Here is a 23,606-nt window from a genome sequence, read left to right on the forward strand (position 1 = left end):
AACTCGCAAAAGCCTGGCAGTGACTAATTCATATCTCCGAATTATGAATCGTTGATGACAATTCAGCCGACTTTTGATTAAAAACTGCCCTTCGCTTTTGGCAACTGCCTGAAATTGTCTGCCTGCATGAAAAAAGCCTGTTTCATCACTGCTTTATGCGTAGAGTAAACAGGTTTCTTTGTTGGCAAGGAATTTCTGATGTTTGATACCACGCTGTTTATTCTGCTGGCGCTCGCGGCGCTGGGTTTTGTCAGCCATAACACCACCGTTGCGGTCTCCATTCTGGTGCTGATCATTGTACGCATCACTCCACTCAATACCTTCTTCCCGTGGATTGAAAAACAGGGGCTGACCGTCGGCATTATTATCCTCACCATTGGCGTAATGGCGCCGATTGCCAGCGGTTCATTACCGCCCTCGACATTGCTGCACTCTTTTGTGAACTGGAAATCGCTGATTGCGATTGCGGTCGGTATTTTTGTCTCGTGGCTGGGTGGTCGCGGCGTAACATTGATGAGTTCACAACCGTCGCTGGTGGCGGGATTACTGGTCGGCACCGTGTTGGGTGTGGCCCTGTTCCGGGGCGTTCCGGTCGGGCCACTGATTGCGGCAGGGTTAGTTTCGCTGCTAATTGGCCGGCAGTGAGTTGTGCCGCTGCCACAGTTTGACCGTGAACTCCAGCGCGCTGCACAGCAGGTAATAGACCAGCCCGGTAAAGACAAATAGCGCGGCGGGATAGACCTGCACCCGGTTATTCACCTGACCTGCGACAGTCGTCAGTTCCGGTACGTTGACTATAAAAGCCAGCGACGTGTCTTTCAGCAGCGCGATAAGCAAACCGATATACGACGGCAACGCGTTGCGTAACGCCTGCGGCAACAGCACCAGCCGCAGGATTTGCGCACTGCCAAACCCGCTACTGAGCGCGGCTTCATACTGCCCTTTCGGCAACGCCCCGAGCGCAGCCAGCGTCGAATACATCACCGCCGCCGAGGTAAACCACGCCAGCGCCAGCGTCACGGTCACCGCACCGGGAAGATCGGCACCGGTTAACCAGGGCAGTAAAAACCACAGCCAGAAGATAACGAAGATCAGCGGAATGCCGCGAATCAACTCCGCCCAAAGAAAGAGCACTTTGCGTGGCCAGCCGCGAAAGCGCCATGCGCAGCACGCCAGCAGTATACCGCCGGGAAACGCCAGAATCGCCGCGCCGACAGTCATCATCAGCGATAACAGCACCCCACCCGGCTCGCCCTGCGCCGCCCGCCCCCACAGTAAATAGTCGAGGTTATCGGTGATCACGGTGATATTAGCGATCATGTTGCACCTCCGCTGCACGGCGCAGCGCCCGCCAGTGGCGTGGCAGGTTAAACAACACGCTCATCACCAGACCCAGCAGCAAATAGAGCGCGCTGCCGATGGCAAACGCTTCCAGCGCGTGGGCGTTAAAACTCTCGATTTGCCGGGTCTGGTAAGTTAATTCCCCCAGCCCAATGCCGGTCGCCAGTGAAGAGAGCTTCATCAGATTCAGATACTGCCCCACTACCGGCTGCCAGGCATTCTGTAACCCCTGTGGCAGCAGCACCCAACGGAATAACGCCAGCGGACCAAAGCCCTGCGACTGCGCGGCTTCAATCTGTCCACGCGGCACCGCGTGCAGACCCGCCTGGATCTCTTCAACCAGAAAAGCAGCGGTAAACAGCCCCAGCGCCCAGGCCGAGGAGAGAAACTCTGGCGTAAACCACCAGACATCGCCCGGCAAAATGCTGAATGCGTGGTCGTCGTTAACATACTGGCGGAAACTCTGCGGCAGTACATTCCAGGCAGCGAAATACCAGAACAACAACTGCACCAGAAGCGGGGTATTGCGAAACAGCGACACCCACGCCGCCACCGCCCCCCGCCCGACCTGGCCACCGGCCAGACGCAGCGCCAGCAGCAGTACCGTCAATACCGTCGCCAGTACGGTTCCCGCCACGGTAACCCAGAGGGTGGTAAGAAAACCGGAAATGATCCATTGTGCGGGCTGCCCGGTCAGCACGCCCGCCCAGTCGAGATGCAGCGCCATTACAACTCCTTGCTATCCGCGTGCAGCGGGTTGAGCACTTTCTGTAAAAAGCGCTGTGCGCGCGGGTGCTGCGGGGCAGAGAAGAATTGCGCCGGTGCTGCCTGCTCAATGATTTCGCCCCCGTCGATAAAGATCACGCGATCGGCAATTTCCCGGGCAAACTGCATCTCATGGGTCACCACAATCAGCGTAATGCCGCTGTGCGCCAGCGATTTCATCACCTGCAACACTTCGCCAATCATCTCCGGATCAAGCGCCGAGGTTGGCTCATCAAACAGAATGATATGCGGATCGGCGGCCAGCGTACGGGCGATTGCCACGCGTTGCTGCTGCCCGCCGGAAAGCTGCGCCGGATAGTGATGCGCTTTATCCTGCAAGCCAACGCGAGCCAGCAACGCCAGCGCGATGGCCTGCGCCTCGGCGGCGGTCTTGCCGTGAATACGGCATAACGCCAGCGTAATGTTATCCAGCGCGTTGAGGTGGGCATAAAGATTAAATTGCTGAAAGACGAAACCGACATGGCGGCGCAACTCACGAAGCTGGCGCCCTTTCAACTGGCTGGTCGGCTGGCCGTCAACATAGATCTCCCCACCGCTCAGGGTTTCGAGCTGGTTAATCAAACGGATAAGCGTTGATTTACCTGAACCCGACGGCCCGCACACGGCCAGCACCTCCCCGGCGGTAACCCGTAAATCAATCGACTTTAATACCACGTTGTCGCCGTAGCGTTTGCTCGCCTGGCGGAACTCCACCGTGCCTTTCGCCACGGGCAAAGCCTCTGTGGCATCCGCCACAGAGGTAGAAAATAGACCTGCCAGCATAGTTACTTCGCTTCTATGGTAAAGCTGCGTGGAGCGGGCGTTTTGGTTTGCGGGCCAAACCAGGTGTCGTAGATTTTTGCCGCGTCGCCGTTTTTCTCAAGGTTGACCAGTTCAGCATTGACTGCGTTAAGCAGTGCGGTTTCGCCTTTGCTGACGCCGACGCCGATCTCCTCTTTTGACAACAGTTCCGGCAGGATTTTGAATTTCGCTTTGTCCGGCGCTTCCGCCAGCAGTCCGGCCAGAATGGTGCTGTCCTGGGTGATCGCCTGCACGTTGCCGTTACGTAACGCGGTCAGCGCCAGCGGGATATCATCATAGGCCAGCACGCGAGCTTGCGGGAAACGCTGGTGCAGCGTTTGCTCACCGGTGGTGCCTTTTACCGCGCCGATGCGCGCTTTGCTGTAGGCATCCAGCTTGTCGGCCGCAGAAGCCGGTACGAGGAATTGCTGACCGGTGACAAAATACGGCGTGGAGAAGTCGATCACCTGTGCGCGTTCCGGGGTGATGGTGATATCCGCAACGATCAAATCCACTTTGCCAGATTGCAACAGCGGAATGCGGTTGGCCGGGTTCGTCGCCACCAGTTGCAGTTTTACGCCGAGGCTTTTTGCCAGCGCTTTGGCAAAATCGACGTCATAACCCACGATATCATGCGATTTAGGATCGATAGCGCCGAACGGCGGGTTGGCGTCAAACGTCGCCACCTTGACGACGCCTGCGGCTTTGATATCCGCCAGTTTGTCCGCGTGCGCGGAAAAAGAGAGCGCTGAAAGCAGCGCCAGTGCGCTAATTGCGCCTGTTTTTTTCGTGTGTAATGAGGTTGCCATGCTAATCCTTATGCCCTGTTATTGTGTTAATTGAGCGCTAAAGTCACACAACCTTATTCATCAGACAAATATCAAAAAGTGCATTGATTATCTGAAAAAGTTATTAAAAACAACCATCCCATACTTACTACTTATCTTTCACGCCCTGCCAGAACAAACGCACTAAACCCACATAAAAGAAACGGAATAGAGAGCAGAAAATGTCACGCTTCGCCGAGCGCCGCCAGATAACGCCCCGGCGTCTGCCCAAGCCCCTTTTTAAACATGGTGATAAACGCAGTCGTCGAGTCATACCCTAACGCCTGCGCAATGCGCTGTACCGGATGACCATCAATTAATAACCGTAGCGCGAGGATCAACTGCATCTGATGCCGCCAGCGACGAAAGCTTAGCCCGGTTTCTTTCACCACCAGACGCGCCAGATTGCGCTCACTCATGGCAAACACCTGCGCCCACTGTGCCAGTGTTTGCCTGTCTGCCGGATTGCTTTCCATGCTGTCGACCATCTGGCGGATCTTCGGGTGTGCGGAAACCGGTAACTGCAAGTGCATTTGCGGCTGTGCCGGCAGTTCATCAAACAGCACCTGCACCAGCCGCCGGGTGGCGGGCTGCCGCCGCTGGGCAGGCGTGCGGGTGGCTAATGTGAGGATCAACTCGCGTACCAGTGCCGAAACTTTGAGCGTACAGCAATGTTCCGGCATCACCACCGACCAGGGTTCAACAAACAGGAAGCAGAGCTGTGCATTCGCCGTGGCGCGGTTGCTGTGCGGAACCTGCCCCGGAAGCCACATCGCATGGTGCGGTGGCACCATCCAGCGGGCATGTTCGACCTCGCAGGTGATCGCGCCTTTCAATGCCAGAATAAGTTGCCCTTTGCGATGGTGATGCGCCGGGATCAATTGTTCACTCTCTTCAACGGTGATGCTGAACGCCACCGCCATTTCCTGCTGGCTGTCAGGATCGTAGCCACCGAGCCCAAGTCCGTGCATTAAATTGTCCGACTTTAGCGATAAAGTGTCATTCTAGCTTGATTCAAACCGCAGAAAAAAACGTTATCGTAGCGACCTGTTATTTTTTCAGAGAAGACAATGACTAACCGCCTCCCCTCCCGCGGTAAGCAAAGCGTGCTGCTGATTGCCGGGATCCTGATGATTGCCACCACGCTGCGCGTCACCTTTACTGGCGCAGCGCCGCTGCTGGATGCGATTCGTGCGGAATATGGGTTAACCACCGCGCAAACCGGCATGCTCACCACCCTGCCGCTGCTGGCTTTTGCGTTGATATCGCCGCTGGCGGCCGGTGTGGCGCGCCGTTTCGGTATGGAACGCAGCCTGTTCGTGGCGATGGTGCTGATTTGCCTTGGTATCGCCCTTCGTTCCCTGCCCTCAGCACTGCTGCTGTTTACGGGGACAGCGATCATCGGCTGCGGGATCGCGCTCGGCAACGTGCTGCTGCCGGGGATAATAAAACGCGACTTCGCCCAGCATGTGGCGAAACTGACGGGCGCTTACTCACTCACTATGGGCGCAGCGGCGGCGCTCGGCTCGTCGGTAGTTGTGCCGCTGGCGCAATACGGTGCGGGCTGGCATGGCGCATTATTGATGCTGATGATCTTTCCGTTACTGGCGCTGTTGCTGTGGCTCCCCAGGCTGCGCCACGGCGCACCTGCGGCACTCAGTAGCGCTGGCGCGCTGCATAACCGCGGGATCTGGCGCTCCTGGCTTGCCTGGCAGGTCACGCTGTTTCTGGGGATCAACTCATTAATCTATTACATCGTGATTGGCTGGCTGCCGTCGATTCTGATAGCCCAGGGTTTTAGTGACGCGCAGGCGGGTTCTGTACACGGTATTTTGCAACTGGCGACGGCAATGCCAGGCCTGCTGGTGCCGCTGGTTCTGCACCGGTTGAAAGATCAGCGCGGTATCGCTGTCGTGGTCGCGCTGCTGTGCGCCGTCGGTTCTCTGGGATTGTGGCTGGTGCCGGACCATGCCACGCTCTGGACCCTTGTTTTTGGCTTTGGCTCCGGTGCGACCATGATCCTTGGGTTAACGTTTATCGGGCTGCGTGCCAGCACCGCTCATCAGGCTGCCGCACTGTCCGGTATGGCGCAATCGGTCGGCTATCTGCTGGCGGCTTGCGGGCCGCCGCTAATGGGGAAAATTCATGATGCCAGCGGCGACTGGCATCTTCCGCTGCTAGCGTGTGCTGTGTTATCGGTCGTTATGGCGGCGTGCGGAGCATTCGCCGGGCGCGATCGCGAAGTAGTGTAATACGTGAAAATCACTCCCCCTCTCCAGGAGAGGTTTAGGGGGTACAAACAAAAACAGGCCCGCAGGCCTGTTTTTTTATTCACATGCCTCACGCAGCATCGCCTGAACTAGCGGCACCGGACGCCCGGCGAGCGCCGCGCGTTCATGCTGGAACAAGGTGGCGACAAAAAACGGGTGCGTCACCAGCTCAACGGCACGGATTTCTCCATCTTCATCCCAACCGGTAACCCGCAGATCGCCGCTTTCCAGCTCGCGGGCAAACTCTTCTGCTACGCCAAAGCTGCACCGGTAGGTTTCCTCAATCAGCTCGCGACCATAAGCGCGGGCAATTAACGTGTTAGGACGCAGCTCGATAGCACCGTTTTGATCCACCAGCGCACAGGTCAGCGGCGTGATCACCATCCGGCCAATGTTTTCCGTTTCGGCGTGCGCCGCATCTGCCCAGCCCAGCACGTTGCGGGCATATTCAATGACCGCATGCTGGAAGCCGCCGCACGTCCCGAGGAACGGCACCGCGTTTTCACGTGCGTATTTGATGGCAATAAACGCGCCATTGGCGTTTTTATAGGGGCTTCCCGGCACAACCCAGATGGCGTCATAGCCAACCAGATCTTCATCGCTGTTGATTTCGCTGGTGGGTAACCAGTCGTAATCTGCGGTGATTTCCAGCACGGCGGCGGCATCGTCAATCGCCAGCGGGATAGCCTGATGCGCGACAACGTCGTGGCTGTAATCGCCGACCAACGCGATGCGTAATGTTTTTTTCGGAGGAATGTGATGCATGAAAGTGTCCTTATGCCGGAGCGGATAACGAATAACATAAGGAATATCACCTTAGCTGTCTTTTAATGTAATCACAACACCTTAAAATCAGCGGGCATATATCATGTAAAATTATGAAAAATACATTTCCGGCAAGGCATTAAGGCGAAAACTATGCACCAAACCAAAATTCTCGTCAGTGCATGTCTGATGGGCTTCAACGTGCGTTATAACGGCAGTGCTAAAGCGGCGCTACATGAGGCGCTGCGACGCTGGCAGCAGGAAGAACGTCTGGTGATCCACTGCCCGGAGCTGGCCGCTGGTTTACCCGTGCCGCGAAGACCGGCAGAGATTGTCGCAGGCCATGGCGCAGACGTGATGCGCGAACAGGCGCGGATTGTCGAAAACGATGGGCGGGATGTTACCGCACACTATCAGTTAGCCGCCTGGCTGGCGCTGCAGGCTGCACAAAACGCGGGTTGCCGCGCAGCATTGCTCACCGATGGTAGCCCCACCTGCGGCAGCCAGTTTATCTATAATGGAACCTTCAGCGGTACGCGGCAGCAAGGTATGGGTGTCGCGGCTGCGCTACTGGAAGAACACGGCATTCGCGTCTTTTCCGACCAGCAATTACCTGCGCTGGTGGCGTGGATTAACGAGAGGGAGAGATAACCATGATCCAATGCAAACGGGTGTATGATCCCGCCGCCGATGACGACGGCTATCGGGTGTTAGTCGACAGGCTCTGGCCGCGCGGTATTAAGAAAAGCGATTTACCCTGTGATGAGTGGAATAAAACGCTGGCACCGTCAACGGAGCTGCGCAAAGCGTTTCACGGCGACGCCATTAATTTCGCCGCGTTCAGTGAAAGCTACCGTCAGGAACTTGCCGCGCAGGAAGCGGAAGGAAAAACGCTGGCGGCACGCGGGAAAAAAGGTACCGTCACGCTGTTATACGCGGCAAAAAACAGTGAGCAGAACCACGCACTGGTGCTGGCTCAGTGGCTGCGCTCGCTGGCTTAACCGATAACGCGCTCGCGCACATCCTGAGGTTCGCTGTCCGGCTGCAGCGGCATCAAATGTTCGGCGCGCACAAACGCGAAGCCATGCTGACCATCAAAAGCGGTCACATCGCCGGTCACCAGCCACAGCGCACGCGCGGCATTATGCGGCATTTCTGTTACCACGCCGTTCACCGGATTAAGAAAACGCTCGCCGGGCTGACACAGCCCAAAAAGCTCAACGGATTTGCCAATATTGCTGCGGCCATTGGCGGTTTGGGCGCCGATAATTAAAGCCGGGCTGCCCGGACGTAACTGGAACATGCTTCTCTCATGCGCTCCCGCGCCAGCTAAAAATAGGATAATTCTGAGTGCGAAGTGTACCCTGGCAACCCGGCGATTGTCACGTGGTGCGATTACGGGTGATCGCGCCGCCACAGCGCCCATTCATCGATCACTTCGCCGCCCGGCAATTTGCACTCCGTACGAACACCCTGCGGGCTTTGCACCGGCACGCGTTCGCCGCCCCGCTGCTGGCAATAAACCGCCGCCGGGTTAGCCATACCGATTTGGGGGTGGCGGGGAGATTCAGGCTGTGTGGAAGAACACGCCGCGAGAACAACAGGTAACGCCAGTAACCAATAACGCATCTTTTTTTTCCTTAAATCGCCTGTAAACCGCTTTCCAGCATAGCCACGCAACAGAGATATCTCCATGATTTCTCCATTCTTACTGCACTTTGAGCGGGTATAGTTAGCCTCGTTCTCACCCATGACCAGAGAACATCATTCCGTAATCAATGAGTTTTTGCCCCGCTTCATCAACGGGGCTTTTTTTCGTTCCCGCCTGCTACTTTTTACTGCCATCCCGCAACGATATGTAAATCACGCTTCTTTCATGATTTAATGACGCGCCATAAAATCTTCAGCTTTAATGTCCATATCATCAGGGCACAGGAGTAAAAAAGTCATGTCCGATTTCATTCTCGCCCGTGTCTCTGAAGCGCTGTCAAAAGAGCACTCGCTTGAAGGTTTAGTTCGCCAGTTTCTGGAAATGCTGGAAATGGTGACGGATATGGAATCGACGTACTTAACAATCATTAGTGACAATCCCCGCCTGCAACATATTGTCTATTCACATAACAGTAGACAGCTTGCTATCCCGGAGGGCTTCTCCCTGCCGTGGGGCGATAGTCTGTGCAAGCGCGCGCTGGATGAGGGCTGCCCGTTCAGCAATGACGTTGCCAACCGCTGGAAAGATTGCGAAGCGGCGCAGGCGCTGGGCATCACCACCTATTTAAGTACCCCGGTTCATCTGACCGACGGTTCGCTTTACGGCACGCTGTGCGCCGCCAGTCATGCCAAAAAATCGCTGAGCGTGCGTGGCGAACAGGTCCTGCGGCTGTTTGCCGGGTTGATTGCGCAATTCATTGAAAAAGAGAGTCTTGTTGACCAGTTACGCGAAGCAAACGCGGCGCTGATCGCCTACTCCTACACCGATGCGCTGACAGGTTTACCCAACCGGCGCGCTATCTTCGAAAATCTCGCCACGCTGTTTTCCCTCGCCCGCCATCTGGAAATGCACGTGATTATTGCGTTTATCGATCTTGATAATTTCAAAGGTATCAATGACCAGTTGGGACATGAGGCTGGCGATCAGTTTCTGATTGACGTGGGTCAACGGCTGGCGGCGGATCGCGGTAAAGACGATATTGTCGGGCGTCTTGGCGGGGATGAGTTTTTACTCGCTTGCCTTGGCGGACCGCTGAAGCAGGCGGAGGGAATGCATCTGATGTCGCTGAGAAAGAGCCTCGATAAACGCATTACCGGCGAATATCAGCTCGGGGAAAAACGGATTTTCTACCCAGGCGCCAGCGTGGGCGTCATCGAAATCAACCCGCAACTGACCGATGCTGACGGTGCGTTACAAGCGGCGGATGAAGCGATGTATCACGTGAAGAAGAATAAAGAAAAAAAACCCTTTATTCGTCTCAATTAAGTGAATCTCTGTGACGCGAAGGCTTGAGAAAAATCTCATTTTCTTCTATTTCTTATACAATTGATTTCTGGCGATTATCGCCAGCCAAGGAGTTTTCGTGAAAAAGACAACCATCATTATGCTCATCGTGGCGGTTATTGCTGTGGCCGGAACCCAATTCGGTTGGTGGTAATTGCGCGTCAGGATTTTTATTAAGCCGTAAGCCTAAGCGCATGATGGAGTCATCTGAACAGAACACCACCAACTCATTGATTTGGGCAGGAGCTCGCTATGTTCACTGGTCTCAAAAAAAGCGAAAGCAAACGGCTTGCCGCGCTGGAGCTGCTGAGTAAGGAAGACAAATCCCGCGATGCAGCGCTAGCCGAATTTGCACGTCTGGCATGTGAAGTGATGGGCGTCGAAGGATGTTTTATCACAACATTCGACGACGAATATCAATATATCAAATATGTTAAGAATATCCCCATTGAGCACGTCAAAATTCGTATCGAACAGACCATGTGCCAATATTCACTGCACGGTTGCCAGACCGTTATTAGTTCTGATACCCGGCTCGATGAACGTTTTAATCATCAACCTTTGGTAAAAAGCGGAAATATTCTTTTTTACGCTTCAGCACCGATGATAAATAAAGAAGGTACGGTGCTGGGCACGTTATGTGTCAGTCATCCTGAAATCTACACGCCGACATCCCGCCAGATAACCAATTTCCACCGCGTCGCCGCACTCGCCACTGTTTATCTTGAGTCCTGCTATACCATTGGCTTAATCGATGCCCTCACCGGTTTACCGAATCGTCAGTTTCTGGTGAAAGAGATGGAGCGGCTGACGCTGGAAAAAACGAGCGGTAGCTACGCCCTGATGATTTTTGACTGCATTGATATGCCGCGCGCGTATGAGTTATCCCGCTACCTGGGCGTGGAAGCGCTGGAGAAGATGCTGCGCAGTTTCGGACCACTGCTGCGTTTGCGTTTAAGGCTGAAAGAAGAGACCACGTTGTATGCTTTTACCACCGGGCGTTACGCGGTGCTGGTGGATATGGACTATGCGCTGACGCTGGCGAAACGGGCAGAAAAATTGCCCGGGATAAAGGCGAAAATCACCGGTGATATCGATATCAACCTAACGATTCACGCAGGCTATGTGAAATTTTCGCCGCAGGACGATAACGTGCAGGAGATTGTGCGTCAGGGCATCAGCGCGCTGCATGAATCGATTCGCGAAAAGATTCGGGTGTTGCAGTTCAATCCGATCCTCGATCACAAACGGAATAAAGATTTTAAACTGCTCTACGATCTCAGCGAGGCAATTAAGGCCACCGATCAGCTCTACCTCGTTTTTCAACCCAAAATTTCGCTGCGTTCCGGCAAAACCGAAGGTGTGGAAGCGCTGTTACGCTGGAAGCACCCGGAACTGGGTCAAATTTCACCGGCGGTGATTGTGGCGCTGGCGGAAAAAACCACGTTGATGACGGATTTGACGCAGTGGGTGATTAAGTCGGTGATCTCTCAGCTTCAACGCTGGAAACAACAAGGTATTCTGCTGCCGGTGTCAATTAACGTTACGGTCAGTGATTTTTCGCGTCCGGGATTTGCCGATGAGCTGGAACAGAACGTGCTGGCCGCCGGGCTGTTCACCTCGGATGTTCGCATTGAATGCCTTGAGACGGAGAAAGTGCTGGAAAGCGATCCGGCACTGGAAGAACTTGACCGTTTAAAATTGCTCGGCTTTACCATTTTGCTGGATGATTTTGGTGCAGGATACAGCAATATTAGTTACTTAAGACGCATCCCCATTGATGTGATTAAGCTCGATCGTTCGCTGGTTAGCCAGGTAACCACTGACACCGGCAGCCGGATTATTGCCCGCAACGTCATTATGATGCTCAAAGAGTTGCATTATGTGGTGCTGGCGGAAGGGATTGAGGATCTGGAAACCGCGCGAATGCTTGCCGAGTACGGCTGCGATGAGGCACAGGGCTATCTTTTCTCACGCCCGTTGTCGCCCGAGGAGATCCCGGCCTGGCTCGCGGATAACAAACCGTTCCGCTTATTGTCGAAGATCGCGACAGAGCCGCAGCAGCAACATTTGTACGGTTCGTAATGCCGATAAATTAGCCTGACTGTTGTATTTCGCAACAGTCAGGCCGTGTCACGAAAATGTCATAAAACATCGATTACATTCCGCTTCAAATAGTTAACCCAAATTCTGCGTGCTTACTGCCCTTTCCCCCATTAAAGCTGCGCTTAAACCCGTCGATATTGCTGATGTGCGCTCTTTTTTGCGCCTCACTGACTATGGGAAGTATCGATTGATGAAGCTCAACCATCTCACTATCGGGCAACGGCTCGGTTTCCTGGCGGCCATTCTTTTACTGGCAACGCTGTTTATGGGTATTCGCGGGTTGTCGATTAACGCCAGCGGATTAGTACAAAACCAACAGATCATGGCCACGGAGAAGGTGGTTGCGGAGAGTATCGATACGGCCCGCAACGCGCAGGTGCAGTTTAAGATTCAGGTGCAGGAGTGGAAAAACACCCTGCTGCGCGGCACGCAGGGACAACAAGCGTTCGACAAGTATAAAAACGCCTTTGTCGAACAGAGCCAGAAAACGCAGGCGCTGTTGAAAACGCTCAGCGAACTGCTGCCGCAAATTGGGCTGCCCAATACCGAGGCCATTAAAACCATCAATTTACACGCTGAACTGGAAAGCCATTATCTGGCTGCGCTGCAACAGTACAATGTTCAGGACGCCACCAGCGCCCAGCGCGTCGATCACCTGGTAACGGGAATCGATCGCGAGCCGACACGGATGATTGATGAGATGGTCGCCAGCACGCTGAAACAAGCGGAGCTTATTCGCGCACAGACCGAGGCGAGTAATCATGAGCATTACCAGCAGACACGCCTGATGCTGATGCTGGTGATGGCATTCACGTTGATGGTTGGCATGCTGATCACCTGGTGGCTGATCCGCAGTATCACTCACCCGCTGGCGCAGGCAGTTTCGGTTGCCCGTAATGTCGCAGCCGGTGATTTACAGTCTGCTATCGTGGTATCCGGGCGCGATGAAACCGCCGAGCTGATGCACGCCCTGCAGGAGATGAACGGCAACCTGACACGCATCGTGACCGGCGTGCGTTCCGGGACTGAAACGATCGCCGGTGCGTCACAGCAAATCGCCAGTGGCAGCCGTGAGCTTTCATCGCGTAACGAAGCGCAAGCCAGCGCGCTGGAACAAACGGCGGCGTCGATGGAAGAACTCACCTCGGTAGTAAAAAACAACGCAGAGAATTCGCGTGTTGCCAGCGATATCACCCGTGAAGCGACCCGTGTGGCAAACCAGGGCGGCGAAGTGGTTGAACAAGTAGTCACCACAATGAGTGAAATTAATCTGCTCTCTGGGGAAATCAGCAACATTATTGGCGTTATCGACAGTATCGCCTTCCAGACCAATATTCTGGCGCTGAACGCTGCCGTTGAAGCCGCACGCGCAGGAACCGAAGGCCGCGGCTTTGCAGTTGTCGCCGCAGAAGTCCGGGCGCTGGCGCAACGCTCCGCGACAGCGGCGAAAGAGATCAGTGATTTGATCCAGCGCTCAGTCAGCCGTATTGATGAAGGTAATAAACTGGTGAAAAACGCCGGTAACGCCATGGAAGAGATCATGCAAAGCGTGGGACGCGTCAGCCAGTTGGTGGAGACGATTTCGTTGGCCAGTAATGAGCAAAGTACGGGCATCGATCAGGTGCACATCGCCATTACCCAGATGGATGCCGCTACACAGCAGAACGCTACGCTGTCGCAGGAATCCTCAGCCGCCGCGCACGCGATGCAGCAGCAGGCCGAGAATCTGTTAGCGATGGTGCAAATTTTCAAACTGCATGAGCAGCGCACCCCGGCATAGCGTCTTGTGACCAGTTCCTGACATGTCGCAGGGGCTGGTCAATCAGCAATAGTGATGAATTAATACGCTGATCATAAATTTTATCAATCCAACCGCAGAAAAATTTGCGTTTGCGCACTTTATGCCAAAAGGTTATAAAGTGCGCAAGTGATGGATATACGCTTTAACAATCTCAAAAAATCTTCGCTGGCAGTTTTGATGTCGAAACTGCCATCTTTCTTTTGGCCTTCTCTCTTCCCTTCAGGTACATCTCGACTTCAGCTTGCTCAGCACCTTTTTGCTCTCGTTAATCGTATTTTTCTTCAAACGCCAGAACGGAAAAACGAAAGCGCGCCAGAGCAAATAATAGAAATGATCGACCCCGGTCAGAGTAACAACAGGCGATCGTAACTTGCTATAGTGGCTGGCATTGAATTGCTTAATGACTTTTTTACTGACGTTGCGATAGACCAGCCCCACGTCACGGTGGTTTTCCTGCTGGCGAAAACGCTCGCACTTACGTACTTTTTCAATACCCAACGTAAATGGGATCGGCCCGGTGGTATTTAGCACCCCTCGCATTCCGACACCATAGCGCCACGGTTTATAGCGTTTGAGTCGAGCAACGACCTCATCAATAACGGCTTTAATATAGGGTGAAGCCGGTGCGACAATAATATTCCATTGTTGGTACTCTCCGTTTTTGAGGAAAGCGAGCTCTTCATGTTTGCCCATATTATTATCGCAACCCTGTGGTTTATTATCCCAGTTACATAATAATATTTCACAATCTGGTGGAATGACTTCGCTAAACGGCACAGTACAAGAACTTTTGATATCTAAATAAACGCCACCTTCGCGATACATTAATAAATAGCGGAAAAAATCCGCGCGCGCAGCGCCATACTGAGGGTTTATTTTTTCATATAACGCCAGCATTTCCTGATCATAGTGCTCATGCAGGTAAGCCAGTATTTTTTTCTCGTCATAAAAATAATATTCCCAGCCGGGATTTAATTGCCTGAGTCTTTCGATGGAGGCATGCACTTCGGTTGGTAGTGCTGCCAACCCCCTGGTGTAGACCTGATGGATCTTATGCGGGATCGTATTCATCATCTATCCTAAGCTCATTAACTTTAAATACCTGAAAGGTAAAAACATAAAAAATTCTAAAGTATGAGAAAAAAGATAATGCGTTAATCTGACATTAGCATTACGCAGAGTCGGATAATTGTCTTGCAGAATCGTCTGCAACTGCCCTTGCGTATTCCTCAGTCAATGGACAGAGAATTTAGCTTAAGGTCCTGCATGGCAACAGAAAAACGTCTTTTCTAGAGAAAAAATGCCCGGCCCGGATAAAAATGTGAAGGCTTTCGTCAACTCGCCCGCAAGGGGCGAGCCGCACATACTGACGCTGTTTAATGAGTACGCAGGATATAGCTTATCGCATCCTGCTCTGATAGCCCGTACCCCTTCATAAAAACATCCATCGACTCATCTTGCGTCTCATTGAATAGCGTTCCGCCGCCGCTGGTCTGCAGCTCGCCGGACACGACATCGCCCCTTTCGACATCGTAGCGCCCCAGTAGCTCCGCGACAGCAAACTCGCCATTCTCGTCGCGGATAACAATAAACCCAATGCGGTGTTCGTGATGAACGACAGTAGCTTTCATATGAACAATCCTTTCGTTGTTGTTCATTTCAGATTAGCTGAATCCGTGCGTAGCGGAAATACTCATTGCTGGTTTTAGTGAGCCAGAGAACGATTCAGCTATTTCTTTATGCGCCTTATCTTAAATATTCGTCAGCACCCTAACTATCTGGCGTGTTCACAAACGACTTTTCTGACCAGGCGCTAAAAATTCCAGATATATAATGTTTTCTTTACCCAACCATAATTAAAGCACGTTTATTTTGTATGCCTATGTTTATGGCGTAAAACCTCTTTTTGTTTTACGGTTATCAGAGGCGTGTCAAAAAATATAAAGCTCTGAGTGAACCATGCCGTAAATAGATATAAGAATTTAGAAATATCCAATGCCCTTTCTTTTTCCCGAGAATACTCACTATGCGCAACAATGAGCCCGTTACACAGCAAGAGTACGTTTTCGATAATGATGCAACGTTAATGTCCACCACCGATCCGGACAGTTACATCAATTATGCCAATGATGCATTTATTGATGTCAGCGGCTTCTCGCTGGAGGAGATCAAAGGCCAGCCGCACAATCTGGTGCGCCATCCGGATATGCCAAAGCAGGCGTTTGCCGATATGTGGTCGACATTGCAACAAGGAGAACCCTGGACTGCGCTGGTAAAAAATCGCCGCAGTAATGGCGATCATTACTGGGTGCGCGCTAACGCGATTCCGGTCATTCGCGAGGGCAAAGTGAAGGGCTACATGTCGGTACGTACCCGACCAGCGGCAGAGGAAGTTACTGCCGCCGAAGAAGTTTATCGCCAGTTTCGTGAAGGCCAGGCGAACGGCCGGCGTTTCCATAAAGGGCTGATTATCCGCACGGGTCTGATGCGCTGGCGCTCTCTGTTTGTCACCATGCCTCTGCGCTGGCGACTGCGTTCTGCGTTGATCGTCGCGCTGTTATTCAGCCTTGCCGCTGCCTGGGGACATGATCTGACGCCCGGTCAACTGGGTAGTTTCGCCAGTTTTATGGCGCTCCTGCTGCTGTTTATCAATATCTGGCTGGAGCTGCAAATTGTCCGCCCGATTGAGCGGTTGTGCCGCCAGGCTTTACAGGTGGCAAGCGGCGAAGCACATCAAGTGGATCAACTGAATCGGGTAGATGAAGTCGGCATAACATTGCGCGCGATAAGCCAGCTCGGGCTAATGTTCCGCTGGCTGGTCAATGATGTCAGCGGCCAGGCGATGACCGTCCTGAAAGCCTCAGAATCTCTGCGACAAGGCAATGATGACCTGAGCCGCCAGACAGAACAGGCGGCGGCGAACGTTGAGCAAACGGCCGCGACGATGAACGAATTAACCGCCACGGTAAAAAGTAACCGGGAAACCGCCGCTGAAGTCACCGCCTTGTCACAAGGTACACGCGATGCCGCACAGCAAGGTGGCCAGGTGATGCACCAGATGATAGAAATGATGTCGGCGATTGCGGAAAGTTCACGGCAAATCGCCAGTATCACCAGTATTATCGACAGTATCGCTTTTCAGACAAACATTCTGGCGCTGAACGCGGCGGTTGAGGCGGCGCGAGCGGGTGAGCAAGGTAAAGGATTTGCCGTCGTTGCAGGAGAAGTACGCAGTCTGGCGCAGCGCAGTGCGCGTGCAGCCAGCGAAATCAAAGAGTTGATTGAAAACAGCGTTACGCATGTTAATTCTGGCAGCCAACTAGCGGACGACGCGGGAAAAACCATGAAGGAGATCGTTGAGCAAGTGCAAAATGTGACCTCGCTGATAGCTCAGATCAGCGCAGCAACCGCCGAGCAGGCTTCAGCGTTGAGCGAAGCCAGCCTGGCGGTGGAGGATCTGGATAAGATCACCCATCAGAATGCACAACGAGTACAAGAAGGGGCGGAAGCGACCGGTCGCATGAACCAGCAGGCCATTCGCCTGGCGGAAGCGATATCGGTGTTTCGCTAACCCTTTGCGAAGAGCACTCCGGGCGAAAACGCCCGGAGAATACATTGAGGTTGAAAATGATTCGGTTACGTCCCATGTCAGCGGCTGAATTCGCTGATTTTGTTGCTTATTTCATCCCTGATTATGCTTCAGAAATTGCAGCAAATTATCGTTTATCCCTCGCCGAGGCGACAGAACAAGCCAGGCGTGAAATCGAAACCAGTTTGCCTGCGGCGCAGAAAACGCCAGGCCATTCATTGACGACTATTACGCTTGTCGACAATGGCGTTACACAGATTGTTGGATCGCTGTGGTACAGAGCCGACTTCATCGATAAATCCGCTTTTATTTATGATTTTTTCCTGCGGCCTGCCTTTCGCGGCAAAGGTTTGGGAAGTCAGGCAATGCAATCTCTGGAATCCAGTCTTAGTGCGGCGGGAATTCGGCAAATTAAACTTCGCGTGGCGGCCGAAAACGAATGTGCCAGGAAAGTTTATGAAGCGAATGGTTACCAGATTACCGGCTATAACATGAATAAACTGCTTTGAATCATGCCCGCATAAACTTTCGTATTACATGGTGTAAACCTGGATATTGCGCTCATTTTCTCGCCAACAGTGGGCATAGTGTGGTCGCAATTACCACAGGAGGCACCTATGAAAAAACTATTAATATGTTGTCTTTTTGGCAATACCGCCACATCGCTGGCCAAAAAGATGCAAAAAGCGGCGAATGAGCACGGTTATCCCCTGCTCGTCAGCGCTGTCGGCCTGGATAATTTCGCCAGCGTCGCCCCTGCTTTTGACTGTTTTTTGGTTGCGCCGCACATCCAGTACAAACTTGATGAACTCAAACGCCATATTGCTGAAGAAGCACCGATTGCCATCATTGAAAGCTATCCTTTCGCGTCAATGGATGGTGAGAAGGTGTTGAAATTTGTGATGGATCATATGCCAGAATTAACGCAGTGAGCGTGTTGAAACCACGTCTTCGGACGTGGTTTTTCAGCAATCAGGTCATTGCAGTGGAATAATTATTTGCGACAAAAATAAGTGGTCACCATTTTCATAAGGAGGATAACCACGGGCAGCAAGACGATAAACTGGAAAAAATGAACGGCATAAATTGAAAATTGCATCACACCTGGCGCGGTTAAATAATCTACCATCGGTGTATAAATCACCACTTGCCACGCCAACAGATACAGCCCCATCAACAGCGCAAAAAACCCGATGCTATAAAGCAGAAATTTGGCCAGTTGTTTCCCGCTCAATGTATGGCTTCGGCGGAAAGCATTTCGGTAAGTCGCGATGTAGAAACGCATCTCTATTGCCCCAGGGTTCAGGATTGCAGCGTCGCCAGGCGCGCGGCGAAACCAACAAAAACGAGCCCCAATAGTGAGTTACCCAACCGGATGAGCTTTTCCCTGGTTTTTACCCACTGTGTGAGATACGAACCGGAAACGATCAGGAAACTGAAATAACAGAAACTGATCAGCTCAAGCGTACTGGCGAGAATAAAGAATGACATTCCAGGTCTTGCATAGGTAATGTCGATAAATTGCACAAAGAAAGAGACATAAAACAAAATCGCTTTCGGATTCGTCAGGCTTAATATCAGCGCCCGCTTGAAGATATCGCCTTTATGCACGTCATGATCGCCCTCTTCTTTCGCGCCGCGTTTAAGCGTGGTGTACAACATTTTGATACCAAGATAGAGCAGATAAAACGCCCCCAGATAACGAACAATATTGAATAATACCGGCGTGGTTTTAATCAGTGTGGCGACGCCTGCATAAGCCAGAAACATCAAGACCGCATCACCAATAAACACGGCGCTTGCTGCAACGTAGCCATTGCGTAATCCATGAGCAACGCTGGTTTTTAATACAAAAAAGGTATTCGGGCCTGGCAGTAAAATGATGAAAATGGCACCGATAAAATAGGACCAGTAACTGAGAACTCCATATTCGGCAAACACAACAACTCCTGTAAAACAATACATACCGCTTATAGGTACAACAGTACCACACCACAGCAGCGGCGCACAGGAGTACGCACAAAATGCGGCTGAAGCGTAGATTAGCTCAACGGATAATGTCTCTATGTGCATGGCGAAAGCAGGTTTTAAGTGAAATTAATTAAGCTAATACTCATCTTCATTATTAAGCGGGTAGATATCTTTATCACTGGCTCTGAGGAGGCAACCTCAGTGGCGATCGATGAAAATTCGGCCATGCCCGACATGAACCAGATCGCTAAAAATAGTGTGCTTCATGGCTTGTTTGCTGTTGCCGACTATTGGCACAGGTTTACCCGTTTTTTAAACAATCGAGCATAGGAACTGACCCGCGCTAAAATATATCGGCCTGAAGATGAGATATTTCTTCCATGGGTATTGAATCCATATTCAAATTTGTTAACTCGCAAACATTATCGCGATCGAAAATAAAGATTCGCGCTGACTCATCTGTCAATGATGATCTGGATCATGGAGTATCCAGACGCTTGGTGAGATTACTTATTTCCTGCGCAATAAAATCATAGGAAATGAATTACTTTCAGCATTAGCAAACGCTGACTAAAAAGATAAGAGCGTTGTAACCATTTAAGCATTGAGTTAATTCGTTCCAGACTGAAATAGCAGCTACATGCGGACAGGTATTATTAACCCGAAATCGTTGATTCTGTTTGAGTGACTACACACTCTAAGGTTATGGGAAAGAAATGGAAAACTTCAAACTAAGACTTAAAAACCATATCGAGCACGTCAAAAACGTTGGCGTTCACTGCACAACGGAAGAAACCACCAAACAAGCGCTGATCCTGCCTTTTTTAGATATTCTCGGCTTCAATGCTTACGACCCGCAAAAAGTCAGAGCGGAATATGGCGCCGACTTTCCCGGTGTTAAAGCGGGCGAACGTGTTGATTATGCGTTATTTTGCCAGGGTGTCCCTGTCATGTTCATCGAAGCAAAACCGTATAAAGAAAAAATCGATAATCACTGCCCACAGCTTTCCCGATACTTTAACTGCACGCCAGAAGTGACAATTTCCGCGATTACGAATGGCCAGGAGTGGCGTTTTTTTACCGATCTGCAGGAAAAAAACATTATGGATCCCACGCCATTTTTGCGCATTCGCATGGACGATATTACCGACGCAGACGCCGAACAACTCTTCCGCTTTCGCCACGACAAATTCAAACCGGAAGCATTACGAACGCTTGCTGAAGAGAGCGTCTATATCTCTTCATTCTCTAAAGTTATCACTGCCAGCCTGAAAGAGGTGGATTCAGAATTTGTTCGGTATGTCGCCTCACGCGCCAATATTGGTCGACAGCTCAATCAGCGATTTATTGATGCGATCACCCCGCTGGTAAGAGAGGCGGTTCAGCGTTCCGTCAGCGCGATGGTGGTCTCCGGACTTACCGCCCATCAGCCTATCCGGGAAGAGCTGGCAAACCAGGGCATCGACGAAGCGGTATCAATTGATGAAAAAGCGGATCATATCGATCCAGACAATCCCAACATTATTACGACGCATAATGAACGCGCGCTATATGAAAAAATTGTCTCGATTATCGGGCCGGAAAAAGATCTGCAGCCAAAAGATACCGAGTCGTATTACAGCGTGCTCTATCAGGGAAAAACCAACCGTTGGATTGTTCGTTATTTTGATAAGAAAAATCGCTCATCTATTCAGTTGCCTATTGAATTGACGACTATTGCTCTAAATGAAGTGGCACGCGCGGGGCTGGAACATGATGGCACACGAATCTATCTCGACCATCCCGAAGATGTATTACGGATCTCAGGCTTGATACTGGATTCGTTCCAGCATGTGATAAACGATGAGAACTTTAAAAAGAAAAAAAGCGTCAATTAACCTCGCCTACCATCCCGCCTCGTGCGGGATTTTTTGTGCAACGCCTTCCACTGCGGCCCAAATATCTTACCTTCGTTGAACGAAAAAGGATTCTTCACTTGAATACTGGCTTTTCATCCAGTATAAGTGCTGTACGAAAAAACAGTGAAAAGGGCTGCCTTGTGTTTGTTGAACTGGTTTATGACAAGCGTAATGTTGCGGGTTTACCCGGCGCTAAAGAGATTATCCTCGAAGAACTGACTAAACGTGTGCGTCGCATCTTTCCTGATGCTGATGTGCGCGTAAAACCGATGCAGGCCAATGGCCTCAACAGCGACGCCAGCAAAAGCGATCGTGAAAAGCTCAACCGTATGCTTGAGGAGATGTTTGAAGAGTCGGACATGTGGCTGGTGCAGGAGTAATTTTCCCCCTTGCACTGGCAGTCGTGTGCCGCTTATCTGTGCTCACTTGTATTACCCATTAGAGCTTGAATTCCAGCGTCGCGTTTTTGAAGGCCGCATAAGCAGCCGGGGAAGGCGGTTTCGGGAGTCTCGCTTGCCTGATAGCGGTAATACCCGCGCGGCAGAGTGCAGGATCGCCGCCTGTCTGCTGCGCATCTTCTAATGCGCCATTCTCAGCAAGCCTGATTTGTAGCGTACAGGATTTTCCGGCGTAACGACCCGCCTCAAAAAGGTGGTTCTCAATTGCCGATTTGATCTGCCCTGCATAGTGGTTGATATCGCTTTCCGCCGCAGTTGCCTGTGTCCCTTTATACCCGGCAAACATATTATCAACTTCAGCGTTCGCCTCTGCGCGCTGCGTTGCAGAACCGGTCTGTGTACAACCCAGGAGTAATAATGACGTCACCAATAGCAACGCATGTTCGGCGTTAATTTTCATCATCTTCCTTTTGTAAGGCTTGTCTTATAAACGAGGACAATCTAACAAATAGCGACTGGCAATTATATTCCGGCGGTCTGGATTTACCTTAAGTCAAAAAAGTATTTTACTCGTCTGTCATCGTGCTAAACGTAGCACTCACTGAGCAGCAGAAGATAATTTCAATCGTTGCCTTTTCTTCTGGCAAATTCCAATAGCAAAACGACCTTATTAAACATTCACAGAATTCATGACTTTCTTTTTTTGCGTATAAAAAAGCCCCGCACATTGCGAGGCCTTGAAGGTAAAACGCGAGCCGTGTTAATCAAAAACACCGTTGATGATCGCGGTAACAATAGCGGTGCTCAGCGCGACCAGAACCAGATCGTTTCCGACAATGCGCCACTCATAACCGGGATAATAAGGCAACTGACCAAGCATGGATGCCGGTACTGCTTTTTTCGCAATTCCCGGAGGCAAAGGTTTGCCACGGGCAAGATTTTTCGCAATCCCCGGCGGGAGAGACTGATAGCCGGTCAGGCCGTAGTTGACTGCAAGAGACCGGGCGCGCGAGACACTGATATCTGACTCAACATGGTCCGGCTTTCCATAGTTTTTACGGTTAACCTGCTCATCAGAGGAAGGGTTATTACCTTTATTAGCATGGTTACCGCTATTGCCATTACCGCCGTTTCCATTTCCATTTCCGTTTCCGTTTCCGTTTCCGTTTCCAGGATTTGCGAACACAGGCGCGGAAAATAGGGCCAACGAAATCACCGCCGCAAATGCAGCCTTAAGAGTGCGACGTTTAAACATGATCTTTATACCTCAAAAGTGAGCACACATTATTAGAATAAATAATGTTTATTACCTCAACCATATAGCGGATGCTTATTTTTAATTAGGCTGATATATAACCATAAAAAAACGGGAACCATCCGGCTCCCGTTCTTGTTTAAACCGCGAGGCGGATTACATGTTCGCGATAATCGCGTCGCCAAACTCTGAGCATTTCAGCAGCTTAGCGCCTTCCATCAGACGTTCGAAATCGTAGGTCACGGTTTTGGCGTTAATCGCGCCGCTCATGCCTTTGACGATCAGGTCAGCCGCTTCAACCCAGCCCATGTGGCGCTATGTTGGTTAATAAGATCATTGTTATTGTATAGATAAAATTAACAAATAACCGATCTTTGCTTTTGATACATTGAATTTGTGCTGACTGATAACCCGTGATTGTTAAAAGTTGTTTTTGGGGTTTGATAGCCACTTTTTGGCACAACATAGCCTGTCGCTTATGCGTCGGGTTTGACCAACATGCGCTTATAAACCAGTGCATAAACCTGCGATAACACGACTTATCGTAAGTAGCTGTTCGCTTCGTGGGAGTCCGTTTAACCCATTTTCATGGGCTCTGGCGCGAGGACTCAAATTCTTCCGAGCCGACCAAACGTCCCCATAACACTTACCAGGAAATAGCCGAACCAGGTACTGATGCTGTTTGCGTGTATGTGGATCCCCCGTATCCATACCCACTGGTCTTGGTAGGCGACTTTTGGCGTCATTACTGTAAATTTCGAATTTATATACTTCTTTATCCGACCGGGCAGGAGTTTGCCAGCGACCAGACTGCGGCCTCCGTC

The 23,606-nt window shown here is 51.5% G+C and carries 26 protein-coding genes and 1 pseudogene; 12 read left to right on the forward strand and 15 right to left on the reverse strand.

The window, feature by feature from the left end:
- Positions 1–198 precede the first annotated feature (198 nt).
- On the forward strand, positions 199–645 hold the full coding sequence (locus C813_RS36270; protein WP_017456500.1) for a DUF441 domain-containing protein: 447 nt from the start codon (positions 199–201) through the stop codon (positions 643–645).
- Here the strand turns inward: C813_RS36270 and C813_RS36275 are convergent.
- The 5 genes from C813_RS36275 to C813_RS36295 all read right to left on the reverse strand — a co-directional run bounded on the left by C813_RS36275 (position 628) and on the right by C813_RS36295 (position 4,705).
- Positions 628–1,320 carry an amino acid ABC transporter permease gene (locus C813_RS36275; protein ID WP_017456499.1) on the reverse strand — a complete coding sequence of 231 codons (693 nt, stop codon included), beginning with the start codon at positions 1,318–1,320 and terminating at the stop codon, positions 628–630. The genes C813_RS36270 and C813_RS36275 overlap by 18 nt on opposite strands.
- Entirely contained in the window at positions 1,310–2,068 is a 759-nt protein-coding gene (locus C813_RS36280) for an amino acid ABC transporter permease (protein WP_017456498.1), read from the reverse strand. The genes C813_RS36275 and C813_RS36280 overlap by 11 nt, the downstream gene beginning before the upstream one ends.
- A complete protein-coding gene (locus C813_RS36285; RefSeq protein WP_017456497.1) occupies positions 2,068–2,889 on the reverse strand; it encodes an amino acid ABC transporter ATP-binding protein in 822 nt (273 codons plus the stop codon). The genes C813_RS36280 and C813_RS36285 overlap by 1 nt, the downstream gene beginning before the upstream one ends.
- Positions 2,890–2,891: 2 nt before the next feature.
- Entirely contained in the window at positions 2,892–3,716 is an 825-nt protein-coding gene (locus tag C813_RS36290; RefSeq protein ID WP_017456496.1) for an ABC transporter substrate-binding protein, read from the reverse strand.
- 203 nt (positions 3,717–3,919) lie between these two features.
- Entirely contained in the window at positions 3,920–4,705 is a 786-nt protein-coding gene (locus C813_RS36295) for an AraC family transcriptional regulator (RefSeq protein ID WP_017456495.1), read from the reverse strand.
- Positions 4,706–4,804: 99 nt separating this feature from the next.
- Here C813_RS36295 and C813_RS36300 point away from each other — a divergent pair, with 99 nt between their 5' ends.
- A complete protein-coding gene (locus tag C813_RS36300; RefSeq protein WP_017456494.1) occupies positions 4,805–5,986 on the forward strand; it encodes a CynX/NimT family MFS transporter in 1,182 nt (393 codons plus the stop codon).
- Between the two features lie 75 nt (positions 5,987–6,061).
- On the opposite strand, the gene C813_RS36305 is transcribed toward C813_RS36300, so the two are convergent.
- A complete protein-coding gene (locus C813_RS36305; protein ID WP_017456493.1) occupies positions 6,062–6,769 on the reverse strand; it encodes a CTP synthase C-terminal region-related (seleno)protein in 708 nt (235 codons plus the stop codon).
- A gap of 153 nt (positions 6,770–6,922) precedes the next feature.
- Here C813_RS36305 and C813_RS36310 point away from each other — a divergent pair, with 153 nt between their 5' ends.
- Together C813_RS36310 and C813_RS36315 are read left to right on the forward strand one after the other, a co-directional pair.
- Positions 6,923–7,420 (forward strand): DUF523 domain-containing protein, encoded by a 498-nt coding sequence (locus C813_RS36310; protein WP_017456492.1) that lies wholly within the window; start codon positions 6,923–6,925, stop codon positions 7,418–7,420.
- Positions 7,421–7,422: 2 nt separating this feature from the next.
- Positions 7,423–7,770, forward strand: coding sequence for a DUF488 domain-containing protein (locus C813_RS36315; protein WP_017456491.1), 348 nt, complete (start codon positions 7,423–7,425; stop codon positions 7,768–7,770).
- On the opposite strand, the gene C813_RS36320 is transcribed toward C813_RS36315, so the two are convergent.
- Together C813_RS36320 and C813_RS36325 are read right to left on the reverse strand one after the other, a co-directional pair.
- Positions 7,767–8,072, reverse strand: a complete 306-nt coding sequence (locus C813_RS36320; RefSeq protein WP_017456490.1) for a hypothetical protein — start codon at positions 8,070–8,072, stop codon at positions 7,767–7,769. The genes C813_RS36315 and C813_RS36320 overlap by 4 nt on opposite strands.
- 92 nt (positions 8,073–8,164) lie before the next feature.
- Entirely contained in the window at positions 8,165–8,398 is a 234-nt protein-coding gene (locus tag C813_RS36325; protein ID WP_017456489.1) for a putative hemolysin, read from the reverse strand.
- 319 nt (positions 8,399–8,717) lie between these two features.
- Here C813_RS36325 and C813_RS36330 point away from each other — a divergent pair, with 319 nt between their 5' ends.
- The 3 genes from C813_RS36330 to C813_RS36345 all read left to right on the forward strand — a co-directional run bounded on the left by C813_RS36330 (position 8,718) and on the right by C813_RS36345 (position 13,650).
- Positions 8,718–9,746, forward strand: a complete 1,029-nt coding sequence (locus C813_RS36330; RefSeq protein WP_017456488.1) for a sensor domain-containing diguanylate cyclase — start codon at positions 8,718–8,720, stop codon at positions 9,744–9,746.
- A 270-nt stretch (positions 9,747–10,016) separates the two neighbouring features.
- A complete protein-coding gene (locus C813_RS36340) occupies positions 10,017–11,849 on the forward strand; it encodes a sensor domain-containing diguanylate cyclase (RefSeq protein ID WP_017456486.1) in 1,833 nt (610 codons plus the stop codon).
- Between the two features lie 211 nt (positions 11,850–12,060).
- Positions 12,061–13,650 (forward strand): methyl-accepting chemotaxis protein, encoded by a 1,590-nt coding sequence (locus C813_RS36345; RefSeq protein ID WP_017456485.1) that lies wholly within the window; start codon positions 12,061–12,063, stop codon positions 13,648–13,650.
- A 240-nt stretch (positions 13,651–13,890) separates the two neighbouring features.
- On the opposite strand, the gene C813_RS36350 is transcribed toward C813_RS36345, so the two are convergent.
- Both C813_RS36350 and C813_RS36355 read right to left on the reverse strand, forming a co-directional pair.
- Complete coding sequence (locus C813_RS36350; protein WP_017456484.1) at positions 13,891–14,745, reverse strand: glycosyltransferase family 32 protein; 855 nt, start codon at positions 14,743–14,745, stop codon at positions 13,891–13,893.
- A 302-nt stretch (positions 14,746–15,047) separates the two neighbouring features.
- Positions 15,048–15,302, reverse strand: a complete 255-nt coding sequence (locus tag C813_RS36355) for a hypothetical protein (RefSeq protein ID WP_017456483.1) — start codon at positions 15,300–15,302, stop codon at positions 15,048–15,050.
- Between the two features lie 395 nt (positions 15,303–15,697).
- On the opposite strand from C813_RS36355, the gene C813_RS36360 reads away from it, so the two are divergent.
- From C813_RS36360 to C813_RS36370, 3 genes are all read left to right on the forward strand, one after another.
- Complete coding sequence (locus C813_RS36360) at positions 15,698–17,242, forward strand: methyl-accepting chemotaxis protein (protein ID WP_017456482.1); 1,545 nt, start codon at positions 15,698–15,700, stop codon at positions 17,240–17,242.
- Between the two features lie 56 nt (positions 17,243–17,298).
- A complete protein-coding gene (locus C813_RS36365) occupies positions 17,299–17,769 on the forward strand; it encodes a GNAT family N-acetyltransferase (RefSeq protein WP_025263643.1) in 471 nt (156 codons plus the stop codon).
- 108 nt (positions 17,770–17,877) lie between these two features.
- Positions 17,878–18,192, forward strand: coding sequence for a PTS sugar transporter subunit IIB (locus C813_RS36370; RefSeq protein ID WP_017456480.1), 315 nt, complete (start codon positions 17,878–17,880; stop codon positions 18,190–18,192).
- Between the two features lie 62 nt (positions 18,193–18,254).
- Here the strand turns inward: C813_RS36370 and C813_RS36375 are convergent, their stop codons facing one another.
- Together C813_RS36375 and leuE are read right to left on the reverse strand one after the other, a co-directional pair.
- The gene (locus tag C813_RS36375; protein WP_017456479.1) at positions 18,255–18,545 is read right to left on the reverse strand and encodes a hypothetical protein; all 291 of its coding nucleotides are present in this window, start codon (positions 18,543–18,545) and stop codon (positions 18,255–18,257) included.
- 17 nt (positions 18,546–18,562) lie between these two features.
- Positions 18,563–19,201: a leucine efflux protein LeuE gene (gene leuE / locus C813_RS36380; protein WP_017456478.1), complete on the reverse strand. Its 639-nt coding sequence runs from the start codon at positions 19,199–19,201 to the stop codon at positions 18,563–18,565.
- A 746-nt stretch (positions 19,202–19,947) separates the two neighbouring features.
- Here leuE and C813_RS36390 point away from each other — a divergent pair.
- Positions 19,948–21,108 (forward strand): type I restriction endonuclease, encoded by a 1,161-nt coding sequence (locus C813_RS36390; protein WP_017456476.1) that lies wholly within the window; start codon positions 19,948–19,950, stop codon positions 21,106–21,108.
- A gap of 161 nt (positions 21,109–21,269) precedes the next feature.
- On the forward strand, positions 21,270–21,509 hold the full coding sequence (locus C813_RS36395) for a DinI family protein (RefSeq protein ID WP_017456475.1): 240 nt from the start codon (positions 21,270–21,272) through the stop codon (positions 21,507–21,509).
- A gap of 58 nt (positions 21,510–21,567) precedes the next feature.
- Here the strand turns inward: C813_RS36395 and tolA are convergent, their stop codons facing one another.
- The 3 genes and pseudogenes from tolA to C813_RS46415 form a co-directional block, all read right to left on the reverse strand.
- Positions 21,568–21,990 carry a cell envelope integrity protein TolA gene (gene tolA / locus C813_RS36400; protein ID WP_238593030.1) on the reverse strand — a complete coding sequence of 141 codons (423 nt, stop codon included), beginning with the start codon at positions 21,988–21,990 and terminating at the stop codon, positions 21,568–21,570.
- A 297-nt stretch (positions 21,991–22,287) separates the two neighbouring features.
- Complete coding sequence (locus C813_RS36405) at positions 22,288–22,782, reverse strand: anti-virulence regulator CigR family protein (protein WP_017456473.1); 495 nt, start codon at positions 22,780–22,782, stop codon at positions 22,288–22,290.
- Positions 22,783–22,938: 156 nt separating this feature from the next.
- Positions 22,939–23,097 (reverse strand): annotated as a pseudogene (locus C813_RS46415) (NADP-dependent isocitrate dehydrogenase); the annotation flags it as partial.
- Positions 23,098–23,606: the final 509 nt, after the last annotated feature.

The sequence above is a fragment of the Kosakonia sacchari SP1 genome (genome assembly GCF_000300455.3).
Lineage (GTDB): Bacteria > Pseudomonadota > Gammaproteobacteria > Enterobacterales > Enterobacteriaceae > Kosakonia > Kosakonia sacchari.

Bases quoted from the DNA above. Each gene is read 5' to 3' on its own strand.
- C813_RS36330 (WP_017456488.1), top strand. From the start codon at position 8,718: ATGTCCGATTTCATTCTCGCCCGTGTCTCTGAAGCGCTGTCAAAAGAG.
- C813_RS36375 (WP_017456479.1), bottom strand. From the start codon at position 18,545: ATGCGTTTCTACATCGCGACTTACCGAAATGCTTTCCGCCGAAGCCAT.
- C813_RS36365 (WP_025263643.1), top strand. From the start codon at position 17,299: ATGATTCGGTTACGTCCCATGTCAGCGGCTGAATTCGCTGATTTTGTT.
- C813_RS36320 (WP_017456490.1), bottom strand. From the start codon at position 8,072: ATGTTCCAGTTACGTCCGGGCAGCCCGGCTTTAATTATCGGCGCCCAA.
- C813_RS36290 (WP_017456496.1), bottom strand. From the start codon at position 3,716: ATGGCAACCTCATTACACACGAAAAAAACAGGCGCAATTAGCGCACTG.
- C813_RS36275 (WP_017456499.1), bottom strand. From the start codon at position 1,320: ATGATCGCTAATATCACCGTGATCACCGATAACCTCGACTATTTACTG.
- C813_RS36300 (WP_017456494.1), top strand. From the start codon at position 4,805: ATGACTAACCGCCTCCCCTCCCGCGGTAAGCAAAGCGTGCTGCTGATT.
- C813_RS36390 (WP_017456476.1), top strand. From the start codon at position 19,948: ATGGAAAACTTCAAACTAAGACTTAAAAACCATATCGAGCACGTCAAA.
- C813_RS36310 (WP_017456492.1), top strand. From the start codon at position 6,923: ATGCACCAAACCAAAATTCTCGTCAGTGCATGTCTGATGGGCTTCAAC.
- C813_RS36280 (WP_017456498.1), bottom strand. From the start codon at position 2,068: ATGGCGCTGCATCTCGACTGGGCGGGCGTGCTGACCGGGCAGCCCGCA.
- C813_RS36295 (WP_017456495.1), bottom strand. From the start codon at position 4,705: ATGCACGGACTTGGGCTCGGTGGCTACGATCCTGACAGCCAGCAGGAA.
- C813_RS36315 (WP_017456491.1), top strand. From the start codon at position 7,423: ATGATCCAATGCAAACGGGTGTATGATCCCGCCGCCGATGACGACGGC.
- C813_RS36370 (WP_017456480.1), top strand. From the start codon at position 17,878: ATGAAAAAACTATTAATATGTTGTCTTTTTGGCAATACCGCCACATCG.
- C813_RS36355 (WP_017456483.1), bottom strand. From the start codon at position 15,302: ATGAAAGCTACTGTCGTTCATCACGAACACCGCATTGGGTTTATTGTT.
- C813_RS36340 (WP_017456486.1), top strand. From the start codon at position 10,017: ATGTTCACTGGTCTCAAAAAAAGCGAAAGCAAACGGCTTGCCGCGCTG.
- C813_RS36405 (WP_017456473.1), bottom strand. From the start codon at position 22,782: ATGTTTAAACGTCGCACTCTTAAGGCTGCATTTGCGGCGGTGATTTCG.
- C813_RS36285 (WP_017456497.1), bottom strand. From the start codon at position 2,889: ATGCTGGCAGGTCTATTTTCTACCTCTGTGGCGGATGCCACAGAGGCT.
- C813_RS36345 (WP_017456485.1), top strand. From the start codon at position 12,061: ATGAAGCTCAACCATCTCACTATCGGGCAACGGCTCGGTTTCCTGGCG.
- C813_RS36360 (WP_017456482.1), top strand. From the start codon at position 15,698: ATGCGCAACAATGAGCCCGTTACACAGCAAGAGTACGTTTTCGATAAT.
- C813_RS36305 (WP_017456493.1), bottom strand. From the start codon at position 6,769: ATGCATCACATTCCTCCGAAAAAAACATTACGCATCGCGTTGGTCGGC.
- C813_RS36270 (WP_017456500.1), top strand. From the start codon at position 199: ATGTTTGATACCACGCTGTTTATTCTGCTGGCGCTCGCGGCGCTGGGT.
- C813_RS36350 (WP_017456484.1), bottom strand. From the start codon at position 14,745: ATGATGAATACGATCCCGCATAAGATCCATCAGGTCTACACCAGGGGG.
- C813_RS36325 (WP_017456489.1), bottom strand. From the start codon at position 8,398: ATGCGTTATTGGTTACTGGCGTTACCTGTTGTTCTCGCGGCGTGTTCT.
- tolA (WP_238593030.1), bottom strand. From the start codon at position 21,990: ATGATGAAAATTAACGCCGAACATGCGTTGCTATTGGTGACGTCATTA.